Consider the following 20,417-nt stretch of genomic DNA (forward strand, 5'->3'; position numbering starts at 1 on the left):
GGCAACGCACCCACAGACATCGGCGGACTTCAGCCCCCGAGTGCCGCCCGCAGCCGTTCCGGGTCGGTGGTCGGCGCGTCACACGTGAAGTTGCGGCACACGTACGCGGCCGCCTCCCCGCCGACGAGCGGTCGCCCCGCGAGCAGCGGGAACTCATCGCTCTCCGGAGTCCCCACGGCCACGACCGCGCCGGGCGCGGTGCCCAGAAGTGCCGTACGGTGCAGGTCGGCCGTGCCGGGATCCGTCGCATCCGGTCCGACGATCGCGACCTCGCGCGGGCCGTCCAGCAGCGCCTCGGCGACGGCGAGCCCCCATCCGATGAAGCGCGGCACGCGCGGTCCGAGCGTCCCGACGATCCCCAACGCCCGTTCCGCCGCGGTGCGATGAGGCTCGGCGCCGGTGTGGGCCGCGTAGCCGAGCAGGGCGCCGGCGGCCGCGGTCCAGCCGGAGGGCGTGGCGTTGTCGGTCGGGTCCTGCGGCCGGCGGATCAACTGCTCGGCGTCGGCGGCGGTGTCGTAGAGGGCACCGGTCTCCGGGCTCTCCTGGTCGGTGAAGCGGGCCAGGACGTGGTCGAGGAGCAGTCCGGCGAATTCCAGCCAGACGCCCTCGCCGGTCACGGACGCGAGCGCCAGGAAGCCCTCGGCGACGTCGCCGTAGTCCTCCAGGACACCCGCGTTGGCGCCGGCCCTGCCGTCCCGGCTGGTGCGGGCGAGCCGGGCGTGGTCGTCGAGATGGAGCCGTACGAGGAGATCGGCGGCGCCCACGGCGGCCTCGACCAGGTCGGGGCGGTCGAAGTAGGCGCCGGTCTCGGCGAGTGCGGCGACGGCGAGGCCGTTCCAGGCGGCGACGACCTTGTCGTCCCGGCCGGGGGCGGGGCGTTCGGCCCGCGCCGCCAGCAGACGCCGTTTGACGGACTCGACCCGCTCGGCGTCGAACACGCCCTCCTGCTGCGGGAGTTGGAGCACGGACTGGCCGTGCTCGAAGGTGCCCTCCGCGGTGACGCCGAAGTACTGGGCGGCGAGGTCCGCGTCGTCCTCTCCGAGGACCTCGCGGAGCTGTGCGGGCGTCCACACGTAGTACGCGCCCTCGACGTGCCGCCCGCTCCCGTCGTCGCTGTCGGCGTCGAGCGCGGAGGCGAACCCGCCCTCGCCGGTGCGCAGTTCGCGGACCATGAAGTCGGCGGTCTCCAGGGCGACCCGGCGGGCCAGCTCGGACCCGGTGGCCCGCCACAGGTGCGCGTACACCCGGCACAGCAGGGCGTTGTCGTACAGCATCTTCTCGAAGTGCGGGACGACCCAGTCGCGGTCGACGGAGTAGCGGGCGAAACCGCCGCCGAGCTGGTCGTAGAGGCCGCCCCGGGCCATCCGCTCACAGGTGTCCACGGCCATCTGGAGGGCGCCTTCGGAACCGGTCCGGGCGTGGTGCCGCAGCAGGAACTCGATCACCATGGACGGCGGGAACTTGGGGGCACCGCCGAATCCGCCGCGCTGCGGGTCGTACTCGCGGGTGAGCCCGAGCAGCGCCTGGGCGAGCTCCTGCTCACCGGGCGGGCGGCCGCCCTGGTGGCCGAGCTCCCGCTGCGCGAGGTCGCGGACGATCTTCCCGGCCACCTCGGCGACCTCGTCCCGCCGGTCGGCCCAGGCGCCCCGGACCCCCTCCAGGACCTGCCGGAAGGAGGGCATGCCGTGGCGGGGGGCGGGCGGGAAGTACGTGCCGAAGTAGAAGGGTTCGGCGTCGGGCGTGAGGAACACGGTCATGGGCCAGCCGCCCTGCCCGGTGGCGGCCTGCACGGCCTCCATGTAGACGGCGTCGACGTCCGGCCGCTCCTCGCGGTCGACCTTGATGCTGACGAAGTGCTCGTTGAGGTAGTCGGCGGTGGCCTCGTCCTCGAAGGACTCGTGGGCCATGACGTGGCACCAGTGGCAGGAGCTGTACCCGACGCTCAGCAGGACGGGTCTGTTCGCGGTCCGCGCGGCCTCGAAGGCTTCGGCCGACCAGGGCCACCATTCGACGGGGTTGTCGGCGTGCTGGAGGAGGTACGGTGACGTCTCATGGGCCAGTCGGTTCACCGTTCCACTCTCCCATGGGCTCGGCCACGGCGTAGAAACGCATGTTGACGGGGCGCGCCCCTTCGGGGGCGGTCTCGCGCGAGTGCCCGTAGTGGTCGAGCAGGGCGCGGTACTCACGCATGAACGCGGTGAGCTCGTCCCTGGTCAGCCAGGTGCCGTGGCGCTGGACATGAGCCCAGCCGTCCGGGCCGCGGTACTCCTCGTGGGCGCGACGGAACAGCTGGGTGTCGATGTCGATCTTCAGCAGGGCGAGGTGCCTGGCGGCCTCGAACTCGTCCGTCGTCATCGTCGCAGGGTCGGGTGTGGTGTGACTGAAGGGCAGACTCCGCCACCAGCGCTCCCGGCCGCCGGACTTCTCCGGGATCTCCTCGATGAGCTTCTGCTCGGCGAGTTTGCGCAGGTGGTAGCTGGTGGTGCCGGAGCTCTCCCCCAGCTCCCGGGCAAGCACCGTCGAGTTCGCCTCGCCGTGCCGGCCGAGGTAGTCGAGGATCCGGCGGCGCAGGGGGTTGCCGAGGGACTTGTAGAGGGCGGTGCGCTCCAGGCTGGTCATCTCGGCGCCCGCGGCGGGCAGCTCGGCGTGTGCGGCGGGCTCGGGTGCTCCGGCCGTCCGGGGCGTGCCGTCGGTCATGCGGCCACGGTAACCCCGGCACCGAGAACCCTGAGACATCCCTGACCCTCACCCGAACCCTTCCCTGATGTCTGCCGAATTTTCTTTGCAGAATTTTCTCTGCGATCTAGCGTGGGGGGCATGGCGGAGGTGCCGGCCGATTCACAGGTTCCACAGCCACGGATCCGGAACAAGACGAGGGGGATCAAGTGTTGAACGGCTTATCGGCGATGCGGACCCGAAGGACGAAGCGGATGAGGCGGCTGAAGCGGTGGGCACTGATCCTTCTCGGATCCTCCGCCGTGCTGCTCGTGCCGTGGATGGTGGTGCTGGCGCAGACGCTGCCCACCAGGACCGAGGTGCACAACTGGTCGCTGGCCTGGATCGGGCTGGACGTCCTGATGGCGGCGGGCTGTGCGGCCACGGCGGTGCTGGGCCTGCGGGGCGACGCCCGGGCCCGCCTCACCGCCTCCGCCACGGCGTCGGTCGCGGTCCTGGACGCGTGGTTCGACATAACGACGTCACCGATGGGCACGGCACTGCTGGAAGCGCTGGGCAGCGCCGTGGCGGAGGCGGGGCTGGCGGCGGCCTGCGTGTACCTGGCCCTGTCCAAGGGGTGGGGCCGGATGGCCGCCCAGCCCGGCCCGACCACCCGGTAGCCGCGACCACCACCGAACCCTCACCCACCCCCTGATCGTCGCCCCCTCGCCATCGCGACCCTTCGCAAGGACACTTGCAGACAAAGGAGTTGCCGCTGGAGGGGGACGGAACATGCGGGACGCCCATCGGGCGGAAGCCGATCGGCTGCTGGTGCGGGCCGTGGAGGAGGAGGTCCGCCGTTCCGGCGGCCGCGTCGACGGGCAGGTGCTGCTGACCCGCGCACGCGGCGGGCTGGCGGAGATGGAGCGGACGGCCACCGAGGAGTACGCGGCGTACACCCACGCCCTCGACGAGACGGAGGCGGGCCGGCCGAGCTTCGGCCGGCGCTACGCCAAGGAAGGCTCCGGAACTCCCCTGCTGGTCGCGGCCGTCGCGGCGGTCGCCGCCACCGTCGCCGACCTCTCCCTGGGCACCGGGGCGGCCACGGCGCTCGGCGCGGGCGTGGCCGTCGGGGTGATCGGAGCGGCCGCCACGGTCGTCAAGGTCGCCGGCTCCCATCTGCCCGCCGCTCATCACCACGCCGGCGCGGCCGGTCAGCCCGGCGGCGCCGAACAGCTGCGGCTGCAGTGGCTGACCGCGCTGGAGGTGCGGGGCATCCGGCCGTTCCTCGATCAGCAGCGGGTGCTCAGCGCCTCCACGGGACCGAAGAAGCAGGGCCCGGGGCTGCGCGGCGCGGACAAGAGCGCGGCGGCCCGCAGGCGTACCGTGCTGCAGCAGTCGTTCGGTCAGCTCCCCGCCCCGGACGGCCCGTTCGCCGGCCGGCAGCAGGAGCTGGCGCGGATCCGGCAGTGGGCGCAGGCGGCCCGGGCGGCCACGGAGACCCGGCCGACCGTCGTGGTCCTGCACGGGGAGCCCGGCTCCGGCCGTACCGCCCTCGCGGTCCGGGCCACCCACGAGCTGAAGGACCTCTTCCGCGGTGCGGTCGTCGTGGACCTGCGCGGGGCCAGCCGGGAGGAGCCGCCGCTGTCCACCCGGGACGCCCTGCTGCATCTGCTCAACCGGCTGGGCGCGCCGCGCGAGCAACTGCTGTTCCGTGAGCGATCCTCCGCCGACCAGCAGGTCAAGCGGCTGAGCGAGCTGTACCACCAGCACCTCACGGGTCTCCCGGTGACGATCGTGCTGGACGACGCCTCGGATCCGGAACAGGTGCGCACGCTGGTGCCGGAGCGTTCCGACAGCCTGGTCCTGGTCACCGCCCGGGACCAGCTCGACCTGCCCGCCGACCTGCCGGCCTGGGTGCACCGGCTGCCGGTCACGGCGCTGGACGCGGCCGGCGCGGAGGAACTGCTGGGCGCGGCGGCCGAGGACGCGTCGGGGCCGTACGACGCGCAGTCCGCGGACCGGATCCGGGAGTTGTGCGGCGGGCTGCCGCTGGCGCTGCGGGTGGCGGGTTCGTCGCTGGGTTCGCGGTCACCGCTCCAACTGGCCGCGGACCTGGGCGCCTACGGTCCGGTCGGGCCGGTGGAGCGGGTGCTGTGGCTGCGGTACACCGACCAGTCGGAGACCGGGCGGCGGCTGCTGAGAAGGCTGGCGCTGGCGGGCCGGGCCTCGATGGGCGCGGCGGCCGCGGCCGCCCTGCTGGGCGCCGACGAGGCCGAGGCCACTCGCCACCTGGTCACGCTCACCCGGGCCGGCCTGATCGACCACGTCCGCGGCAGCCGCTACCGCCTGCACGACCTGGTCCGCTCGTTCGCCCAGGCCCGGCTCCTGGACGAGGAGACCCCGGCCGACCGCACGGCGGCGCAGGAGCGGCTGATCGTGAACTACGCGGAGCTGGCCGACTCGGTACTGCGGCTGGTCGACGGCAACATGTCGACCCGGTCGGACCGGTTCAGCCCGCACGGCTTCACCTCGCTCGACGAGGCGCTGCGCTGGCTGGACGACGAGTCGAGCTTCATCACGGCGGCGCTGCGGCACGCGGAGGGCGTCGACCAGGCGGCGGTGCAGAACCTGCTGGGCGCGCTGTGCGACTACTGCCTGCTGCGCGGCGACCTCTACCGGCTCGGTGAGATCAGCGAGCTGGCCCAAGCTGTCGACCAGGGTCTCCTTGTCCGTTCGGTGCAGTGGCGTACCGGTATCGCGGCCCGTCAGCTGGGCGAACTGGACAAGGCCCGCACCACCCTCACCTCCGTCGTCGACCTCTACCTGGAGGCGCATCACGACGCCGGCGCGGCCCGCGCGCTGTGCTCGCTCGGGATCACCCTGCACCACCAGGGCAACCTCACCGAGGCGGCGGCCAAGCTCCAGGAGGCCCTGGACCTCCAGGCGGCCCCCGAGCTGGCCACCGACCGGGCGTGGACGATGCACGCCCTGGCGGCGGTGCAGCGCGACCGGGCGAGGCTGCCCGAGGCCCTCGACCTGCTCACCCGCTCGCTCGTCCTGCACCGGGAGGGCGGCTCGGTGCACGGCGAGGCCTGGGCACACTTCCAGCTCGGCCAGCTGGCGCTGCGCATGGGCGACGTACCGCGGGCGGACCGGGAGCTCGGGGCCGCGCTGGACCGTTACCGCCGTACCCGGGACGCCCGTGGCGAGGCCTGGGCGCTGACCCAGCTGGCGCGGGCCCGGCTGGTGGCCGGCGACGCGTCCCCGGCGGTCGAGGGACTGCGGGCGGCGGCGGCCCGGCACCGGGAGAACGAGGACGCGCGCGGTGAGGCGTGGACGGTGTACTACCTGGGCCTGGCCCTGGAGGAGACCGGCACCCTGGACCACGCCGTCCGCGAACTGGAGCGCTCGCGGACGATGTTCTCCCGGATGCGGGACGTCTACGGGCTGGCCTGCGCCCGCCACCACTCGGCCCGGGTCACCCGCGACCAGCGGGCCGCCCAGACCGGCTCGCTGCGCAACTCGGGCTTCGCCCGCCAGCTCCTCGTCGACGCCCGCGCCGACTTCCAGCGCATCGGCGTGGTCCACGGCGAGGCCTGGACCTGCCTGGAGCTGGCCGTCGTCGACGCCGGCAACACCCGCGCCCAGCAGGCCCTCGCCCTGTGCGACGAGGCGGTCACCCTGTTCACGTCGTACGGCGACCGGCGCGGTGAGGACTGGGCCCGCCTGCTGCGCTGCACCCTGCTCCCCTACGCCGCGCCCGGCGGGGTGGAGGTGGGCACCGCTGTCGCCCAGGAGGAGCTGGCCCAGCTCGCCCGTACCACGCACCCGCTGCGCGACGAGAAGCTGACCGAGTACGTCACGGCGTACGGCCTGCTCCTGGAACGCGGAGTGCAGCTGGAGTCGGGCTGGCAGGCCTGGCGTCTGGGCATGGTGCCCAGCCGGCACGCCCGCGAGGTGATGGGCGTGCCGGTGCCGGCCGCGACGTGACGCCGGTCAGCTCTTGGGATCGGCCGCCGGCGCCTTGGAGTCCGCCCCGGCCTGGGCGGTCTGGGCGGACTCCTTGAAGTCGACCTTCTGCATGTGCTTGTTCATGGACTTCATCAGGCCCCAGACCGCGAGGGCCATCACCGCGAAAACGATGAAGCCGAGGACTCCGGGGGTGACCTTGTTCTCGTCGACCTCCTTGGCGAGGGGGACGAGGTGCGTCAGTGCCAGGCTTGCGCTCATGTCAGGCATTGTCGCGGATGCCCGCAAAGAGGTCGTCCTCGGGGAGGGAGGTATCGACGAGTGACTTCGCCAGCTCGTACTCCTCGGTCGGCCAGACCTCCCTCTGGAGGTCCATCGGCACCTTGAACCAGCCGCCGTCCGGGTCGATCTGCGTGGCGTGCGCGATCAGCGCCTTGTCGCGGAGCTCGAAGAAGTCCGCGCACGGGATGTGCGTGGTCAGGGTCCGCTCGGTGCGCTCGATCTCGTTCCACCGCTTCAGCCAGTCCCCGTACGGCGACTCCAGGCCGCGCTCCAGCATGGCGTTGTGCAGCGCCTCGGTGCGCGGACGGTTGAAGCCCTGGTTGTAGTAGAGCTTCTGCGACTGGAAGACCGGCCCGAACTCGGCCTCGGGGTACTTCTCGGCGTCGGCCGCGCCCTCGAAGGCCACCATCGAGATCTTGTGGGTCATGATGTGGTCGGGGTGCGGGTAACCGCCGTTCTCGTCGTAGGTGGTGATCACCTGCGGACGGAACGCGCGGATCCTGCGCACCAGCTCACCGGCCGCCTTGTCGACGTCCTCCAGGGCGAAGCAGCCCTCCGGAAGCGGCGGCAGCGGGTCGCCCTCGGGCAGACCGGAGTCGACGAAGCCGAGCCACTCCTGCTTGACGCCGAGGATCTCGCGGGCCTCGTCCATCTCCTTCTTGCGTACCTCGTGGATGTGCTCCTCGATGTACTTGTCGCCCTGCAGCTTGGGATTGAGGATGGAGCCGCGCTCCCCGCCCGTGCAGGTCACGACCAGCACGTCCACCCCCTCGGACACGTACTTCGCCATGGTGGCCGCGCCCTTGCTCGACTCGTCGTCGGGGTGGGCGTGGACGGCCATCAGTCGCAGCTGGTCAGTCAAGACTCAATCCTTGGTAAGTCGGCGCCCCGGTAGCTCGGGGGCAATCGGCGGCTTCTATAGTGACCGAATCGGGGGGCGAATAATTCCGGGGTCCGGTTCCCGAACCGGACCGGGGGTGGTTCCTGCCAGGAGGACGATCATGAGTACCGCGAGCACGCGGCTGCCCGAGGGCCGTTACGGCAGCTCCTCGGACGAGCGCGCCGACCGCAAGCTCAAGGTCGCCGGTGCGGTGCTGGGCGCCCTGCTGCTCGTCCTGGTCGGCTACTGGGCCTACCACTATGTCGTACAGAACAAGATCAGTGCCCAGGTCGTCACCTTCGCCGCCTCGACCGACGCGGTCGAGGTGCATCTGGAGGTCCACAAGGACGCCGGCACCTCCGGCTACTGCACGCTGCGCTCCCAGGCGGCGGACGGCTCCGAGGTGGGCCGCGCGGACTTCCACTTCACCGGGTCCGCGACCGAGATCGACCGGGTGGTCACACTCCGTACGACGGCCCGGGGCACCACGGCGGAGCTGCTCGGCTGCCACGCCGACTGACATCAGCCCGAATACGTAGGCGCTGACCTGCGTTGACGTGATTCTGATGGCTTATGTCCTCCCCCTTCCGCCGTTGAATTGTTAGGCTCGTGGTTTCGCCCTTCCATGAAGGAACATGCTTCCAGGTAGGGCGATGCTTTGTATTCCCAGTACCGACGAGGAGCACCTGTGACCCAGACCAGCGAGAACGTCACCTGGCTGACCCAGGAGGCGTACAACCAGCTCAGGGCCGAGCTGGAGTACCTGTCTGGTCCTGCGCGCACGGAGATCGCCGCCAAGATCGCGGCCGCGCGCGAGGAGGGCGACCTGCGCGAGAACGGCGGGTACCACGCGGCCAAGGAGGAGCAGGGCAAGCAGGAGCTCCGTGTGCGCCAGCTGACCCAGCTTCTGGAGAACGCCAAGGTCGGCGAGGCCCCGGCGTCCACGGACGGCGCCGTCGCGCCCGGCATGGTGGTGACCATCGCCTTCGACGGTGACGAGGACGACACCATGACCTTCCTCCTGGCCTCCCGCGAGTACGCCAGCGCCGACGTCGAGACCTACTCCCCGCAGTCCCCGCTGGGCACTGGCGTGATCGGCCACAAGGTGGGCGAGGACGCGGAGTACGAGCTGCCGAACGGCAAGAAGGCCTCGGTGAAGATCCTGAAGGCCGAGCCCTACTCGGGCTGACCCGGACAGACACCTGCCCCCGGCGTCCGCGTGACGCCGGGGGCCTTTGTCGTGCCGGGCGTCAGGCGGTGGCGGAGCGGTACTTGCGGACCGCCAGCGTCCGGAATATCGCGATGATCAGGACCGAGTAGATCAGCGACGCCCACACCGGGTGCTGCATCGGCCAGGCACCCGACAGGGACTGGCCGGGGGTGCCGAAGAGCGCCCGGGCGGCCTGCACGGTGGCGCTGAACGGGTTCTCGACCGTCTCGCTATCCGCACCCTCAACGGTCACCGTTTTTCCATCATGTTCAATCGCCACCCGAGGGGATCTCGTGCGCGTTTTTCTCCATGCCGCATAGGTCAGCGAGAAAGTGGTGATCTGCCAAAAATTGTCAGCGACTAGCTGCAGAGTATCGAGTGCACTAGCACCCATTTCCCCGGGTTCGGGATCAGTAACTTCCCATGAGATCTTGGCATGCTGGCGAATCTCAGGAGCGTCCAAAAGTCAAGCCCGAAATGAACGCAATTCCTCGTCAGCGTTCGGGCCCTCCATGCTGATGCGCATCATGACCTCAGTCCCCTCCACATACGGCTTAGGTGAGGCAGCCAAGCTGGCCTCGATCCTTCGGCCGTAGTCATCCCTTGAGTTGCGGGTTCGGCTGACTGGGATTGGAGTCCGGTCCACGGCGTTTGTCCCCACGGTGTCCGGGCTGGAATGCGGCGTGGCCGTCGCGGGGACGGCTCACGCCAGCTTGACCTTCAGGTCCTCCTCCTTTCCCGTCGGCCCGTTGTTCAGGCCGGCTCCGGGATCGCGCCGAGGCGTTGCCAGGCCTCGATGACGGCGTGTGCCGACGGCCAGGTCTGTTCGAAGTTCCCGATGCTCGTCGAGGCCGAGCAGTTGCAGATAGGCGGTCAGGTCGGAGGCGGTGTTCGCGGCGCACACGTGCCGTTCCCGTTCGCGACGCGCCGAGCCCGAAGGGCAAGCGCCGGAACCCCCTGATCTGCCTGACCTTGTACCGCGCGCCGCGCCAGCTTCGATGAGTCAGGCCCAGTAGCCTTGGCCTTGCGGACGCGGACGCGCCAGAGACGGTGGCGCAGCGTGTCCGACTCGGCGCCCCGCACCCGAAGGGTGCAGTCCGGCCAGACCGCCAGCACTGCAAAATACCGGCTCACAAAGCTGCAGTCAGGTGGCTGATACCGCAGTTCCCCGTACACATTCACAATAAAACGGACAAGCCGTGACGATGGAAACACGTAATGTCTCACGTGACCGTCGGCGCAGAGAAAGAGGTGGATAACCATGTCAGCTCAGACGACACAGACCCACTTCGACGGGGTGCTCGTCACAATTCGCTCCGATAAATCGTACTTCGAGGTCACTGAGGCCATCGAGTCGAAGTTGCAGCGCTTCTCGATCACCAGGCAGATGGAATACATGACACACCAAAACCGCGAGGGGTTCGAGGCCTACGTCACAAGGATTACGGCGCCAAGCAACTACACCATCTTTTTCGATTTCGAGCAAGGATCAGCGATGAGACTGGCCGGAATCCCGATCGAGTCCAAGTTCTACCTCGTCGGCAACCCCGTCATTGCGCGAGGCTTGTTTCAGTACACCGGTGCGGCCGGCCTAGGGGCACCGGTGCGTATCTCCGTGTCCCAGCGCGACGGTGAGCAAACACGTATCGACGTGGACCAGCCCTCCGCCTTCTTCAGCCAATTCCATGAAATGCAGGGATCAGATGTTCCCGGGCGGCTGGACCACGAGCTGGTCGGGATCTTCGAAGCCGCCGCCGCCTAACCTGATCACCTCGAATCGCAGGAAACGGCCTGTGGCGACCTCGCCCGCCAGACCGCCGACCCTGCAAAATACCAGGTCACAGCCACCGAAACGAAGGTCAGACGCTAGATCGCCCGTCAGCGCTGAATACCGGGGGCCAGCACCCCCACGAGCCCTGCTTCCCCGCCTCGGAGCGGATGCGCGAGAGCTTCTCGACTACGGAAAAGTCGTTCCCGGCGCTGCAGCCTCGCTCCTCCGTCGCCTGCGCCGCCATTCCCCCAGGATCTTCGCGATCATGCAGGACACCATCGGTGCCGCTCAGCCCGCAGTACACACGTCCGAAAGATGCTGGTGACGAATCCCAGCTCTCAGTTCGGTAGAAGTCGCTCTTCCCCTGCCTCCCTTACTGGGCGCGGCCACCCGACAGGGCGAGCGGAAGACGGCCCCTCCCGGGACGCCAGCCCCTCAGACCCACTCCACCTCGGACTGGATCCTCGAAGACCCTCTAGGGGACGGCAGTGGCGTTCTCGGCGTATTCCGCGCGGAACTCTGCCGCCTGCCCTGAGCGCCGAGCGCGTTCCGCACAGCCGCTCGGTCTTCCTCGCGGCAGCAACTTCTTGCCGCTGTTGCTTACTTGTGGCCAAGTATCCATCTGCGGACACACGCAGCAGTCGGTGATCTTGGCTCCGGCCCAACAAGTCGTTGGACCGTCTCCGGTTCCGCCAGGCCGTAGGGCTGTCCAGCACCGCATCGGTGCGTTACCAGATCAACAAGCTGAAGCAGGCCGGTCTCAAGTAGTTGTTGTCTTTCCGATCTTGAGAGATGCGCGTCGAACCGGAGTCCCTATCGGGTGATCGTGGGGCGCTTGGCGGATACGGACAGAGCCTCCTGAACAGCTCGTTGGTGTCGAATCACCGAGCAGCAGGAGGCCCTGATGCAGCAGTCTTCCGTGCCGATGACCGGGCGGTCCAGCTCGGTCACCTGGGAGTGTGACTGTCTGGCTCACCGGTTCGGAAACGCCGCCGACAACGGGTCCCGGAAGCCGCATTGTCCAACAGACATTCCGGCAAGGAGCGCGAGGAACCAGGCACCAGGCTCGACAGCTCCCGTTGGCTTCCCGGCCAGCCTGTTCGAGCCGCACCGGGACAGCGGGCCGGCCGGCGGTCACGGCGGGGTAGCGGCCGTGGCGTCTGATGGTGCGTCGGGCGCGGGCAGCGAACTCGCCTCTGCCCCGCCTGATGGTGCCGGTCACCCGGTGGCCCTGGCCGAACCCCGGCGCGCGGTCAGGCAAGGGTGGTCACGACGTCAACCGGGTTGGCAAGGGTGTCACGGATGGCCGATCGCCTTTGGACGAGAGCGATCAGTTCTTCGAGCTGTCCGCGGGCGGCGTCGGGAGCATCGAGATCGACGCGCACCCGGATCTGCTGCAGTCCCGGACGGACCGAAGGGTCTATTCCCAGGAACCCGCGCATGTCGATGTCGGCTTCGAGTTCCAGGCGGATCGCCTTGAGCTCGATACCCAGCAGAGCGGCGTGAGTGGTGATGGTGACGGTGTAGCAACCGGCCAGTGCGTGCAGGACGTATTCGGCCGGCGTGGGCGCGGTGTCGGTGCCGAGCGCCGCTGTGGGCTCGTCGCTGGACATCTCAAATTTCGCCACGCGCGTCTCGTCGCGACTGCCGCCCTGGGTCAGCGCGCCCGTCCGTGTGGTGATCCGGTAGCCGCCCTGCCACGAACCGTCGACTGTGAAGGTGGCTCGGGCAAGGCCGGGGTTGGCCCGAAGGGTGTCGGCGCTGTTTTGAAGGGCACGGACGTCGATTTCATTGATGACAGACATCGCTGCTGCTTCTCTCTGAGTGGGGGGATGCGATCACAGGCGAGCGCCGGCCGTCGTGCCTGCGGCCGGGATGCGGGGCTTATGTCCCGGCGCGGCGCTCTCACCGTTGGCCGACGTAGTGGTCGGCTCTCTGAGCTCTCGGAGCAGGTCACGAAGTGGTGGTGTCACCGTCTTGTTCGAAGAACTTCATGGCCATGAACCCGTGGGCGTAGCTGCCGCCGGCACGCAGAGCCGCGGCCGTCATGATGGTCTCCGCGAGTTCCTGCTGGGTAGCGCCGGCGGAGCGCGCTGCCTTGGTGTGCGCTTCGATGCAGTACGCGCACTGAGTGGTCAGCGCCACGGCCACAGCCATGAGCTCGGTGTATTTGGGCGGGATGACGTTGTTGCTGCCGCGTAGGACCTGGTTGTCCCAGGCTACGAATGCCTTGAACGCGTCAGGGGCTCCGGCGCGGATGTGCTTGGCGTACTGGTGGTCGGTGTGCTCGTGGTAAGACACGATGCTCCTGCGATATCGGCCGGTCGGGGACGTGTGCGTCCCTAGCCGGTGGGTGTGCGTGGGGGGGAGTTGGCGGAGGACCGCCGTGTCAGTAGATGTTGCGGCCGGCCCGGACACCGCCGTCGACGTCCCAGGTGGCACCGGTGATCCAGTCCGCCTGGTCGGACAGCAGGAAGGCCACCGTGGGAGCGACATCCTCGGGGGTTCCGACCCGACCGAGGGGGTGGAAGCTGTTGAACCCGTCGAGGGTGGAGTCGATCTCGTCCTTCGGGATGAACGCCTCGTAGATGGGCGTGCGAACCACCGCGGGAGCCACAGTGTTGACCCGGATTCCGTACGGAGCCAGCTCCATGGCGAGGTGCTGAGTGAGGGAGTGCAGGCCGGCCTTGGCCACCGAGTACGCCGAGGACGGAGTCGCGGCCATGGCCTGGTGCGCCAGCATGCCGCCGATGTTGACCACGGCACCCTTGTTACCGCGGGCAATCATGTTGCTGGTGATGGTCTGGGTGACGAAGTAGAAGGCGCGGGTGATGGCCTGGTAGCGGTCGTAGTCCTCCTGGCTGTGCTCCAGGAATGACTTGGGCTGGAAGACACCGGCGGCGTTGACGAGCAGGGTCGCGTCAGGGTGCTGCTCCGTCAGCTCATCACGCAGGCGATCCACGGCGGCGCGGTCGAACAGGTCGGAGGCCAGACCGACTGCCTTGCCGTAGTCGGCCAGCTCGGCGACGGCCTTGGCAGCGCTGTTCTGGCTCCGGCCGGTGACGACAGCGGTGCCGCCGCCTTCGAGCACGCGACGGGCAGAAGCCAGCCCCATGCCGCTGGTGCCGCCGATGACGACGACCTTGCGTCCGGTGAAGTCGAGAGTGTTGGTGGACATGCTGGGGCGCTCCTCAGGTGCATCGCGAATCTCGTAGGGTTCGCGAATTGCAAGGTATGTGGATAAAAGGGACCGTGTAGGTGTGGCCCATGCGCGGGGAGTGGCGGGTGCCCCTCCCGGACGCGGGGGTAAACTCCTTGCTTGCGGAATGCAAGTAAGGGCTCAGGGTTGTCGAGCTGCTGACCCTTGCGGAAGGCGTCGGCTCGGTGCCGTCGTCCGGGACCTCGCGGCGCCAGACCGTCCCTCCGCTTCGGAGGATGCCTCGACTGTAGGGCGCCCTCAGTGGAGGCGGTAGAGGATCAGGGCGAATGCGGATATAGCGGATGCCTATGCCTTGAGGAGAGAGAGTCGCAGTCGTGAACATCGAGACACTGCGCTATGCCCAGGCCGTATCCCGCACGAATTCCTTCAGTGCCGCCGCGCGGGCCTATGGGGTGACGCAGCCATCTCTGTCCAACGGCGTTGCCCGGCTGGAGGAGGAGTTCGGCGTCAAGCTCTTCGACCGCTCGCCGCGAGGAGTCAAGCCCACGCCGCACGGAGCGCAGATTCTGCCGCTGATCGACCGTGTCCTCGATGACCTGGACACCCTCCTTGCCGAGACCCAGCGGCTGGCCCGACCGGTCACCGAGCCGATCCGCATGGGTGTGTCGCCCCTGATCGGCGCCGACTTGGTGGGGCGGGCATACCAGGCGGCACGTACCCTCAAGCGTCCGAGCGACCTGATCCTGCGAGAGGCGGATCACGAGCCCCTGACCAACGACCTTGAGGCGGGCCGCCTGGACATCATCCTTGTCCCCGCCGTACCTGGTCTGCCCAGGTTCCGGCATCGCGTGATCGCCCGTGAACCGGTGGTCGTCGTCGACACCGCATCCACGACGGAAGACGGCCCGGTGGAGCTGAAGGAAGTGGCAGACGCGGCCTACATCCTCGGTCCGCGCACCTGCGGCCTGACCACCTTCACCACGGACCTCTTCCACGACAACAACTTGACATTGCGCACCTATCCTGGCGAAGCCGCCAGCTTCCGGGCCGTGGACGAGTGGGCGGCCATAGGTCTGGGTGCGGCCCTCCTGCCTCGCTCCAAGATCACCTACGAGCACGCGAGTTGCCGCCCCCTCCTGCAGGCCGGAACGCCGGTTGAGCTCGCCTACGAGGCCGTCTGGAACTGCGACACCCCACTGGGAGCCGACCTGGACGAGCTTGTCGACGCGCTCACCGCACTGGTCGAGCCGGACCCGGCACCGCGACGGACAGAAGACCAGCGATAGCCGGTGCCACCGGAGCCCCCGCTCTCGTCGGCCGGAACGGGCCCTCTTCCCACTCGCCCGAGTCGAAGGTCACTCTTGCTGTCCCTGTAATCCTGCCGCCTTTTTGGCAGCCACAGGAGTTGTCGGCGAACCTCTCGGCCAGCATTCATAAACGAACTTCCAAGAGAGGCGTCGGTGACCGCATAGCTTTCCGCATTGCTGTGGACCGGCCTACGGATGCGCATTAAACGGAGCAAGTCTATTATATCCGTAGCGAGCTTCAATACCCAGAGAGGCCAGTCACCATGCAGTGCTATGACTGCTTTCTTGAAAGTCGCGCCTCGACCGTTCCGGTAAGCCCGGCCATAGCCGCAGCCGCATGCGCGCGATGCGGAGCCGGTGTCTGCGGCAGGCATTCCCACGCCACCTACGCACCGATTCCCGGTTCACCCGCATCCACTGGAGCGCCAGAGGCCCGGCGGATCACGTGCGACCCCTGCTACCAGGCGGAAACCGCCGCCGCCGGTCAAACGTGACGATACCGATGCACAAGTCGTCGCCAGCGCGCCGGTTGCGGCGCGCTGGCGATGCCGGGAATCACCGGCCGGGCTGCCGCTGCGTGATCTCCTGAAGCACCCACCCGTTTCCGTCTGGGTCGCTGAAGGTGGCGAAGGAGGCGTAGGACGTCCGGTCAGGGCTCGGGCCCGCGATCCGTTCCTGGCCGGCGCCCCGATGCACAGCATCTCCGGCCTCGTGACCGTGGTGAAGGAGCCCCCCGGCATCATGGAACACGTCACTGACCTTGATGCCGCGGCTGACGAGTTCTGCACGCGCCTGCTCGACATCCGCGACGATGAGATACAAGCCCTGAACCGAGCCGGGAGCAGCGTCAATCATGCCCTTGCCGAAGATGATCGAGCATGCCGAACCGGGGGGCGTGAGGTGTACCAGCCGGTAGTCGTCACTGAACGTATTGTCAACGTCCATACGGAACCCCGCTGTCTCGTAGAAACTCTTGGCGCGATCGACGTCGGAGACAGGAAGTACAATAACTTCGAGCTTCAGGTCCATCTTTCTTCACCCTCACAGGATTGAATTCCGAGAGAATGTGATAAGTAAACTTTATTGGACCGACAGGCTATGCTTCTCTGGTATTGCCCAGTCCGAGTGATGCCTTCGAACGGCCAGTGAACGAGCCTGTAATGTGCTGCCGATCAGGAATTCTGCTGGACTGGATTTCAGATGCTGCCGATACGCTCCACCATTGTCACTCGCGCGTGACTGCATCGCATTCTGGAGCGGCATGGCCGAGCGGCTGTGCTCGTCTCGGAGTTTCCACGGCGCCGCAACGTCATCGTCTTCACCGCGCGAACAGCTCCCGATGCGACGAAGCCACCTCAACTCGGCGGTTTGGACGAGCCCTCGGAGGCAGGCCCTCCCGTGTGAGCCCGTGGACACGCCAAGGTGGTGGATGCAGCCGGCATCACCTTCGCGGATTCGACCGTCCTGAACGTGCTGCCGGCCTTCAACCACACGGCTGTGCTGCGGGTGGCCAGGCCCGGGCCACCGCTTGCAAGGGTCCTGGATCCGACGGGCGCGGACACCGTCCTGGACGTCCGGTCGACGGTGGAGGACGCAGTCGCCCGTTGAGGGGCCTGTCACGCCTTCGGCTGAGGCAGATGCCCAGGCTGGACTTCGATGAGTTCCACGTCAGTGCAGCCGACGTCCTCTACTGAGTGTCTGGTCATGTCTCGGTCGAGTTGGTGTCGTTTCCAGGGTCCAGTAACGCCGGGGCCGCTGTGCTTGATGGGGCGGTCGACTCGTCCGCGACCCCTGGGGGTCGTTTCGTTCCGGCCGCTCCTGTCTGCTCCCAACACGCCCCCGAGCGACGCCCTTTGACCGCTGGCGGGGCCGACCGCGGTCGGCTACTTCGCAAACATGACTCCGCACGGCCCCTGTCCCAGCGACCTGTCCGACGCGCGCTGGGCGCTGATCGAGCCCATCCTGACGTCCTGGCGGGAGCAGCGCCGCGCCCGCGCACTGGACATCGGCCGACCTCCCGAACACGACCTGCGCCACATCATGAACGCCATCCTGTACGTGGACCGCACCGGCATCCCTGGCGCTACCTCCCGCACGACTTCGCCCCGTGGGCCACGGTGTACGGGTACTTCGCCAAGTGGCGACAAGACGGCGTCTTCGAGCAGCTCACCGGCCTGCTGCGGCGCCCGGTCCGCGAAGCCGAGGGCCGAGGCGCGGAGCCGTCGGCCTGCGTGCTGGACTCCCAGACCATCAAAACCTCCGCCAACGTGCACCTCGCGGATCAGGGCACGGACGCCGGGAAACGGATCATCGGGCGCAAGCGCCACCTCGGCTGTGACACTCTCGGCCTGTTGCTGACCGTGCTGGTCACCGCTGCCAATGTCTCCGACACCGCAGCCGGCGTGACCCTGCTGTCCCGCATCGCCGCTGCCCACCCGCGCATCACGAAGGCCTGGGTGGACGCGGGCTACCGCACCACCACCATCGACCACGGGGCCCACCTGGGCATCGACATCCAACCCGTCCAACGCCCGCCCGGCGCCCGCGGGTTCACGATCACCCCGAGACGCTGGACCATCGAACGCGGCATCGGCTGGCTCATGCACCACCGACGACTCGCCCGCGACTACGAACGCCACCCGCACCGCTCCGAAGCCATGATCCACCTTGCGATGATCGACCTCATGACCCGCAGACTCACCGGCGAAGCCACCCTGAACTGGCGCGGAACCTGACCGACTCGGGACCAAACACGAAGCACCGGACCAAACGCTCAGTTGGCCGAGGCCCCGGGGTGGGCGGGCTTTTGCCGGTACGGCCCGCCCACCCCGGATGGTCACCCGGCCGCGACGATCTCGTTCACGATCCACGCGCCGAGTTCTTCGGTCATGGTGGTGTGTCCTTCGTTGCGGCTGGCGCACGCGAAGGCGTCGAGTGCGCTGTGGTCCGGTGTGACCGGCTGGTAGAGCGCCTTCGGGTCGTTGATGTCACCGGCGGCGACGGCGCTGATGCTGGGGATGAAGCAGGACGTGGTGATGACGTCCGGGTCCACCTCGTTGCCGGTGAGAGCCATGAGGAGGGCGGCCAGGCCGAAGCTGCCGGTGTCGCCCGCAGGGGACGGCACGGTGAACAGGCCCCCGGGAGCACCGTCGATCTCGGGCAGCCCGCCGGTGCGAACCGATACCGGCTCGCCGCCGGTCTTCTGCAGGCGTGCGACGACCTGATCACCCTTTGCCTGGGTCTTGAGCCACGTGTCGTGCAGCGTCTCACCGTCGCACCTCACCGCGGTCGCGCCGGCCTTGACACCGTTGCCGGCTCCGGTGTCCACGCCGTTGGCGACACCGATCGTGCGGAGGTTCCGCGGCCATCCCCCGACCTCCTCGAGCGCCCGGAGGAACGCCACCCGCTCCGGGGCCTGCTCCGGGGTGTCGCCGACCTTCTCGATGTGCCAGCGCGCCATCTGCTTCGCGGCGGGGCTGTTGAGCAGGCCGGAGAACTGACGCAGGACGGGGCCCACGCCGGGAGTGTCCCCCCACTCGTCCGTCGTGAAGTGCGCGAATGCCTGGATGCTGATGGGGAGCCACGCACCGTTGTGCGGGGTGTCGTAGGAGAGGTAGACGGACGTCTCGTGGTCGGGAAGCGAGGGGTCCTGCTCCATCTTGGCCAGCGCGTAGCGGGTGACCAGTCCGCCCATGCTGAATCCGCCCACGGCCAGCTTCGCCTGGCCCACCCGCTCGGCGTTGGCCCGGCGGATGCAGTCGATGGCGGTCTCGGCGTTGGCCGTGATCGAGGCCGTCCGGTCGTCGTAGCCGAGGATGATCACGTCCCGGCCGGCCGCGTGCAGTTCGGAGATGAAACGGTAGTCGCCGTTCTCCTCCAGGCCGTGCCACAGCTGGTCAAGGTTGCTCGACCCGCTGGAGAAGCCGTCGGAGAGGATGACGGGCCTGATGAGCTGCCTGCGGTTCAGCGGGCTGTAGTAGACCCAGGCCGTTCCACCCGGGAGCGGCCACTCGTCATGCGGTTCCGGTGCCGGGGGATACGAGGAGCGGGTTCCGGGGGCGACCGGGCCCCAGACGTCAACGACGGGTGCGGACATGATCGATCGACTCCTTGCGCAGTTCACGGGTTCGCCGAATGGCCGGTCCCGTCACGCCGTCATCGCGAGACCACGACCGCCCGACACCATGATCGCAGAATGTGCACAGACGGCTACTCGTAGTGCTCGCGATGTCACCCGTCCTGCACCACCGGTAGCCCCGTCAAGGCTGGCGAGTTTGAGGCCTGCTCGTGTGGGCCTTCCAGCAGCCCGGGGCCGCTGATACCGGCTGCGAACACACGGCAATGGACCTACACAAACGGGTGACGCACCGACTGCGAGGGCTGCCGCTCTGAGACAGTGCATTCCACCTGAGCGAGGCGCGCTGCGCTACCACGGCGTGAGCAGGCACCGGCTGGGCGAGGTCGCACGGCTACGGTCGGTCGCGCGGCCAGGTTCTGTCTCTTTGGTCAGCGTCGAGTCCAGATGAGGATGCCGGCCAGGTGGACTTTGGTGCTCAGCCCGCCGCGTGAGGGTCCGACTGCATGGTCGGCGGGCTCGGCGCGATCGACGGCCCCTTTTCCCGTGCGCCGACGGCGTGCTGGTGGGCCCGAACGACGGTGGAGTCCACAGATACGGTCCAGTCGATGTCGTCGTCGAAGTCCGCTGCGGCCAGAACGGCGGTGAGGATCCGCGCCCAGGTACCGTCAACGGCCCACCTGATCAGGCGTTTGTGAGCGGTTTGGAATGAACCGAGCTCGTCGGGAAGGTCCCGCCAGAACGAACTGGTTCGGTACTTCCACGCGATGGCCTCAAGGGTGCGGCGGTGGTCGGCCCATCGCCGCCCACGAACCGGATCGGCCGGCATCAGCGGCTCGATCCGGTTCCACATCGCATCAGTGATCACTAATCGGACGGACACATCCGATCAACTGACCAACCCATCAAAGAGACACGCGCTAGGCGCTGCTTCTGACCACCACGCCCTGCCCGGAGCCACCAGCCTGACCTTCACCGTGGGAGGCAGGTCCTCCCCCACCACCACGATCGTTGTCACACCGGACTTCACCGTGTCCACGAGCGGCGACCCCGTGACCACTGCTGGTGGTAACGCTCAGCCCCGCAGATGCTGCTCGGCGCCTCG

At 68.4% G+C, this 20,417-nt stretch carries 17 protein-coding genes and 4 pseudogenes; 8 read left to right on the forward strand and 13 right to left on the reverse strand.

The genetic code is table 11. The features are described 5' to 3' along the window. Window positions 1-29 precede the first annotated feature (29 nt). Both ABT137_RS35975 and ABT137_RS35980 read right to left on the reverse strand, forming a co-directional pair. Window positions 30-2,069 carry a thioredoxin domain-containing protein gene (locus ABT137_RS35975; RefSeq protein ID WP_351715345.1) on the reverse strand — a complete coding sequence of 680 codons (2,040 nt, stop codon included), beginning with the start codon at window positions 2,067-2,069 and terminating at the stop codon, window positions 30-32. Further along, complete coding sequence (locus ABT137_RS35980) at window positions 2,050-2,697, reverse strand: ArsR/SmtB family transcription factor (RefSeq protein ID WP_351715346.1); 648 nt, start codon at window positions 2,695-2,697, stop codon at window positions 2,050-2,052. Before ABT137_RS35980 ends, ABT137_RS35975 begins: the two co-directional genes overlap by 20 nt. A gap of 233 nt (window positions 2,698-2,930) precedes the next feature. Here ABT137_RS35980 and ABT137_RS35985 point away from each other — a divergent pair, with 233 nt between their 5' ends. Together ABT137_RS35985 and ABT137_RS35990 are read left to right on the forward strand one after the other, a co-directional pair. Further along, window positions 2,931-3,335 carry a hypothetical protein gene (locus ABT137_RS35985; protein ID WP_351715347.1) on the forward strand — a complete coding sequence of 135 codons (405 nt, stop codon included), beginning with the start codon at window positions 2,931-2,933 and terminating at the stop codon, window positions 3,333-3,335. 112 nt (window positions 3,336-3,447) lie between these two features. Then, window positions 3,448-6,648, forward strand: a complete 3,201-nt coding sequence (locus tag ABT137_RS35990; protein ID WP_351715348.1) for a tetratricopeptide repeat protein — start codon at window positions 3,448-3,450, stop codon at window positions 6,646-6,648. A 6-nt stretch (window positions 6,649-6,654) separates the two neighbouring features. On the opposite strand, the gene ABT137_RS35995 is transcribed toward ABT137_RS35990, so the two are convergent. After that, complete coding sequence (locus ABT137_RS35995; protein WP_502984628.1) at window positions 6,655-6,888, reverse strand: hypothetical protein; 234 nt, start codon at window positions 6,886-6,888, stop codon at window positions 6,655-6,657. Between the two features lies 1 nt (window position 6,889). Next, a complete protein-coding gene (mca, locus tag ABT137_RS36000) occupies window positions 6,890-7,771 on the reverse strand; it encodes a mycothiol conjugate amidase Mca (protein ID WP_351715350.1) in 882 nt (293 codons plus the stop codon). Window positions 7,772-7,910: 139 nt separating this feature from the next. On the opposite strand from mca, the gene ABT137_RS36005 reads away from it, so the two are divergent. Further along, window positions 7,911-8,309, forward strand: coding sequence for a DUF4307 domain-containing protein (locus ABT137_RS36005; protein WP_351715351.1), 399 nt, complete (start codon window positions 7,911-7,913; stop codon window positions 8,307-8,309). Between the two features lie 168 nt (window positions 8,310-8,477). Further along, entirely contained in the window at window positions 8,478-8,978 is a 501-nt protein-coding gene (gene greA / locus ABT137_RS36010) for a transcription elongation factor GreA (protein WP_351486103.1), read from the forward strand. Between the two features lie 61 nt (window positions 8,979-9,039). Here the strand turns inward: greA and ABT137_RS36015 are convergent. The 3 genes and pseudogenes from ABT137_RS36015 to ABT137_RS36025 form a co-directional block, all read right to left on the reverse strand. Continuing rightward, window positions 9,040-9,216: pseudogene (locus ABT137_RS36015) on the reverse strand (ABC transporter permease); the annotation flags it as partial. A 12-nt stretch (window positions 9,217-9,228) separates the two neighbouring features. Beyond that, window positions 9,229-9,462: pseudogene (locus ABT137_RS36020) on the reverse strand (effector-associated constant component EACC1); the annotation flags it as partial. Window positions 9,463-9,702: 240 nt separating this feature from the next. Continuing rightward, complete coding sequence (locus ABT137_RS36025) at window positions 9,703-9,903, reverse strand: hypothetical protein (RefSeq protein WP_351715352.1); 201 nt, start codon at window positions 9,901-9,903, stop codon at window positions 9,703-9,705. A 357-nt stretch (window positions 9,904-10,260) separates the two neighbouring features. Here ABT137_RS36025 and ABT137_RS36030 point away from each other — a divergent pair, with 357 nt between their 5' ends. Next, window positions 10,261-10,761, forward strand: a complete 501-nt coding sequence (locus tag ABT137_RS36030; protein WP_351715353.1) for a DUF302 domain-containing protein — start codon at window positions 10,261-10,263, stop codon at window positions 10,759-10,761. Window positions 10,762-12,023: 1,262 nt separating this feature from the next. On the opposite strand, the gene ABT137_RS36035 is transcribed toward ABT137_RS36030, so the two are convergent. The 3 genes from ABT137_RS36035 to ABT137_RS36045 all read right to left on the reverse strand — a co-directional run bounded on the left by ABT137_RS36035 (window position 12,024) and on the right by ABT137_RS36045 (window position 13,948). Then, window positions 12,024-12,575: an OsmC family protein gene (locus ABT137_RS36035; protein ID WP_351715354.1), complete on the reverse strand. Its 552-nt coding sequence runs from the start codon at window positions 12,573-12,575 to the stop codon at window positions 12,024-12,026. Window positions 12,576-12,723: 148 nt separating this feature from the next. After that, window positions 12,724-13,071 (reverse strand): carboxymuconolactone decarboxylase family protein, encoded by a 348-nt coding sequence (locus ABT137_RS36040; RefSeq protein WP_351715355.1) that lies wholly within the window; start codon window positions 13,069-13,071, stop codon window positions 12,724-12,726. An 88-nt stretch (window positions 13,072-13,159) separates the two neighbouring features. After that, on the reverse strand, window positions 13,160-13,948 hold the full coding sequence (locus tag ABT137_RS36045) for an SDR family NAD(P)-dependent oxidoreductase (protein WP_351715356.1): 789 nt from the start codon (window positions 13,946-13,948) through the stop codon (window positions 13,160-13,162). 356 nt (window positions 13,949-14,304) lie between these two features. On the opposite strand from ABT137_RS36045, the gene ABT137_RS36050 reads away from it, so the two are divergent. Then, on the forward strand, window positions 14,305-15,216 hold the full coding sequence (locus ABT137_RS36050; RefSeq protein ID WP_351715357.1) for a LysR family transcriptional regulator: 912 nt from the start codon (window positions 14,305-14,307) through the stop codon (window positions 15,214-15,216). Window positions 15,217-15,792: 576 nt separating this feature from the next. Here ABT137_RS36050 and ABT137_RS36060 read toward each other — a convergent pair. Further along, window positions 15,793-16,266 carry a VOC family protein gene (locus ABT137_RS36060; protein WP_351715359.1) on the reverse strand — a complete coding sequence of 158 codons (474 nt, stop codon included), beginning with the start codon at window positions 16,264-16,266 and terminating at the stop codon, window positions 15,793-15,795. A 393-nt stretch (window positions 16,267-16,659) separates the two neighbouring features. On the opposite strand from ABT137_RS36060, the gene ABT137_RS36065 reads away from it, so the two are divergent. Together ABT137_RS36065 and ABT137_RS36070 are read left to right on the forward strand one after the other, a co-directional pair. Beyond that, window positions 16,660-16,845: an STAS domain-containing protein gene (locus ABT137_RS36065; protein WP_351715360.1), complete on the forward strand. Its 186-nt coding sequence runs from the start codon at window positions 16,660-16,662 to the stop codon at window positions 16,843-16,845. Window positions 16,846-17,133: 288 nt separating this feature from the next. Next, window positions 17,134-17,972: pseudogene (locus ABT137_RS36070) on the forward strand (IS5 family transposase). A 101-nt stretch (window positions 17,973-18,073) separates the two neighbouring features. Here ABT137_RS36070 and ABT137_RS36075 read toward each other — a convergent pair. After that, complete coding sequence (locus tag ABT137_RS36075; protein ID WP_351715361.1) at window positions 18,074-19,333, reverse strand: esterase/lipase family protein; 1,260 nt, start codon at window positions 19,331-19,333, stop codon at window positions 18,074-18,076. 437 nt (window positions 19,334-19,770) lie between these two features. Next, a pseudogene (locus ABT137_RS36080) lies at window positions 19,771-20,195 on the reverse strand (IS5 family transposase); the annotation flags it as partial. Window positions 20,196-20,417: the final 222 nt, after the last annotated feature.

Origin of the sequence: Streptomyces sp. NPDC001980 (genome assembly GCF_040296885.1) — a bacterium.
Lineage (GTDB): Bacteria > Actinomycetota > Actinomycetes > Streptomycetales > Streptomycetaceae > Streptomyces.